The organism is Cereibacter changlensis JA139, from assembly GCF_003034985.1.
Lineage (GTDB): Bacteria > Pseudomonadota > Alphaproteobacteria > Rhodobacterales > Rhodobacteraceae > Cereibacter > Cereibacter changlensis.
Genome location: NZ_PZKG01000247.1, coordinates 1 through 3190 on the forward strand (window position 1 = coordinate 1; position 3190 = coordinate 3190).

4 protein-coding genes are annotated in these 3190 nt (G+C 71.0%); 1 reads left to right on the plus strand and 3 read right to left on the minus strand.

Features of this window, described 5'->3' with window-relative positions:
- The 3 genes from C5F48_RS22680 to C5F48_RS22690 all read right to left on the minus strand — a co-directional run.
- Positions 1-494: ABC transporter permease (locus C5F48_RS22680; protein ID WP_146170720.1), on the minus strand; the 494-nt coding region annotated here is incomplete at its 3' end.
- On the minus strand, positions 491-1096 hold the full coding sequence (locus tag C5F48_RS22685) for an ANTAR domain-containing response regulator (protein WP_107665985.1): 606 nt from the start codon (positions 1094-1096) through the stop codon (positions 491-493). The genes C5F48_RS22685 and C5F48_RS22680, both read right to left, overlap by 4 nt.
- Positions 1093-2187 carry a transporter substrate-binding protein gene (locus C5F48_RS22690; protein ID WP_107665986.1) on the minus strand — a complete coding sequence of 365 codons (1095 nt, stop codon included), beginning with the start codon at positions 2185-2187 and terminating at the stop codon, positions 1093-1095. The genes C5F48_RS22685 and C5F48_RS22690 overlap by 4 nt, the downstream gene beginning before the upstream one ends.
- A 326-nt stretch (positions 2188-2513) precedes the next feature.
- Here C5F48_RS22690 and C5F48_RS22695 point away from each other — a divergent pair.
- On the plus strand, positions 2514-3190 hold a 677-nt coding region (locus C5F48_RS22695; protein ID WP_107665987.1), incomplete at its 3' end, for a peptidoglycan-binding domain-containing protein.

The following is a 3190-nucleotide window of genomic DNA, read 5'->3' on the forward strand; positions in this document are numbered from 1 at the left end:
TTCACCAGCGCGATCACCATGGCGACGATCCAGAGCGAGGGGGTGAAGATCGCCGCGAGGCAGATCGCCAGCAGAAGCGCCGGGAAGGCCATCATCAGGTCGGTGAAGCGCATCAGGATGCTGCCGAGCCAGCCGCGGAAGAAGCCCGCGGTGATCCCGACCAGCGTGCCGATCAAGAGCGCCGCGCCATTGGCCACCACGCCGATGATCAGCGAGGTCTGCGCGCCGTAGAGCAGGCGGCTGAAGAGGTCGCGGCCCAGAAGGTCGGTGCCCATCAGGAAGGCCCCGCCCGGCGGCATCGGCGCGCCCTCGATGGTGAGCCCGTCGAACATCTGCTCTTGCGGTGCGTAGGGGGCGATCCAGGGCGCGAAGACCGCGCCCGCGGTGACGATCAGGATCAGCGCGAGCCCGAGCATCGCCGCCTTGCGGCGGGCGAGGCGGCGCAGCGCGCCGGCGGGGGCCTGCGCGGCTGGGGTGGTGGTCAGGTCGGTCATCGCGCGCCTCCGGGCTTGGCGGGAGAGGGGCTGCGCTGGCCGGCGACGATGCGCTCGGCCGCCGCCTCGAAGCTGATGCGCCAGGCCATCGCCATGCCGCGCAGCTGGGCATAGGCCTCGTCCTCGGTCTTGCCGAGGCTCATCAACAACGTGACGGCACGCACCACGGTCTGGCGCTGGTCGAGCCGCTGGCGCAGGTCGGCGACCTCGGCGGACAGCGACTGGCGCGCATCGAAGGCGGCCCGCGCGGTGAGCAGCGCCGAGAAGGCCCCGCCGTCGCCCACGGGCTTGAGAAGCTGCGCATCGGCGCCGGCATTAAGCGCCCATTCGATGCGGCCCGGCGCCTCGGAACCGATCAGCGCCACCATCGGCATCGGCGGCTCGCCCGGCTGCCAGGGGAATTGCGCGTCATGGCCGAGATCGGCGTCGAAGAAGATGAAATCCGCGGCCAGCGCCGAGGGCGGCAGGTCGGGCCAGCATTGCTCGACCTGCAGGCCGATGGCCGCGAGCTGCCGCGTCAGCGCCTGCACCGTGGGATGCGGGCGGTGCAGCACGATGGCGCGCGCCCCGCCGAGATTCTGCGCCCGGACCCGCCGCTTCATTGCACAACCCTCAGCCGCGGCGCGGGCAGCGCGAGGTCACGCCCGCGCGCCAGATAGGGGTCGCCCGCGACCAAACCGAAATCCTGCACCACCTCGAACCGCCCGGCGCGGACCTGCGCGATCAGCGCGGGAAGCCGGGTGTGGTGGGTCTGGGCGTCGATGCCGCTGCGCGCCGCGGCGGGCGAGGCCAGGAGCGCCGAGAGCGGCGCGGCCTCGGCCCCGGGGCGGCCATTCAGCAGATCGGCCAGCATGCGGACGGCGGCATGGGCCGCGGCCTCGTGCGAGGAGCCGAAGTTGCCCGGCCGCGTCCAGCCCGTGGCGCCGCGGAAGTAGGGTCCGGCGGCGATCAGCCCCTCGGCGGCGGCGCCGATGGCGGGAAGCTCGCATTCGGTCAGGTTGCAGGACAGGATCGGGCAGGTCTCGGGGCGGAAATGCGGGTCTTGCCGGCCCAGCTCGGCATAGGCGGCGAGGAAGGCGTATTGCGACGGGCCGATCAGCGAGTTCAGCACGAAGTCGGGCCGGGTTACCCGGATCTCCTCGATGATCCGCGCCACCTCGACCGAGCCCATCGGCAGGTAGCGCTCGCCCAGCGTCTCGCCCCCTGCCCCCATGATGGTCTCGCGGGCGAGCCGGTTCATCTCCCAGCCCCAGATGTAGTTCGAGCCGGTCAGGTAGCCCCGCCGCCCGAAGCTGGCGAAGGTCCAGGCCATCAGCGGCAGGAGGTGCTGGTTCGGGCAGGCATGGGTGTAGACCACATGGTCGGAGGCTTCGAAGCCCTCGTAGGGCACCGGATACCAGAGCGTGCCGCCGGCGCGTTCCAGCGTCGGGATGACCTCCTTGCGGCTCCAGGAGGTGACGCAGCCCACCACATGCCGCGCCGCGCTCTGGCGCAGGATCTCGTCGCAGAGCGGGCCGTAGAGGTCGATGTTGCCGCCGGGATCACGCTCCACCGGGAGGAAGCTGAGGTCGAAGGCGGGATCGGCATTGACCTCGGCGATGGCGTTCAGCGCCCCGGTCCTGCAGGCTTCGGCGATCAGCGAGTAGCTGCCCGAGCGCGAGTAGAGAAGGCCGAGATCGATGCGCCGCCGCATGGGGTTCCTTAACGCAAAAAGCCCCGCCTCCACAGCGCGCCGGAAGGGCGGGTCACTGCGGAGGGCGGGGCTCGGATGCCGATATGTTCCAGCCAAACTGGTTGTCCCGGAACCCGGCGTCAAGCGGAATGCGCCGCATCTGCCCCGAAACGGGCGATTGCCCGAAATTTGGGCAGACCCGCTCGGCCGCGCCTGCCAAGCGGGCGCCGGCTGGGCGGGGGCGGCCTGTCGCGAACTTGCCGCCCCGGAAACCAATCCCGTTCTGGCGCGTTGTGCTCGCGGGTTGATCAGACGATTTCCTTCGTCGCCTACGAAAGAGAGACAGCATGCGGATCCTTGCCCTTCCCCTCCTTCTGGCGCTGACGGCGGCCCCGGCCGCCATGGCGCAGAACGATTTTCGTGACATCGTCTCCGGCGTCGCGCAGTCGATGATCGCGCAGCAGGCCGACCAGCAGGCCTTCCAGCAGGCGCAAGGGCTGAACAGCGACAGCGGCTACCGCAGCTACCTGGCCCGGTTTCCAAAAGGGGCCTTCCGCGAGGATGCCGAGCGGGCGCTTTCGCGGCTGGGGGCGGCAAACCCCGATCTTCGGCCAGACCGGGATACGCGGCCCGACCGCGACGGGCGCCCCGGGCGCGGCAACCTCAGCGCCGCCGCGGTCGAGGCAGATCTGGGCCTGAGCCGCAGCCAGCGGGTGCAGATCCAGACCCAGCTGACCTCGCTCGGCTACGCCACCGGCGGCGCCGACGGGCTCTGGGGCTCCAACACCCGCAGCGCCATCGGTCGCTGGCAGACCGCCAACAAGCAGTCCTCCACCGGCTATGTCACCGCGCGGCAGGTGCGGCTGATCGACGAGCAGGCCGGACCGGTCGCCGGTAACGACCGCGACGACAGCCAAGTCGACGATCCGCTGGAAGAGCGGCTGCTGGGGCTGACCGCGATCGAGCGGCGCGAGGTGCAGCGCCGGCTGACGGCACTGGGATACAGCACGCGCGGCGTCGACGG

Bases quoted from the DNA above. Each gene is read 5' to 3' on its own strand.
- C5F48_RS22685 (WP_107665985.1), bottom strand. From the start codon at position 1,096: ATGAAGCGGCGGGTCCGGGCGCAGAATCTCGGCGGGGCGCGCGCCATC.
- C5F48_RS22690 (WP_107665986.1), bottom strand. From the start codon at position 2,187: ATGCGGCGGCGCATCGATCTCGGCCTTCTCTACTCGCGCTCGGGCAGC.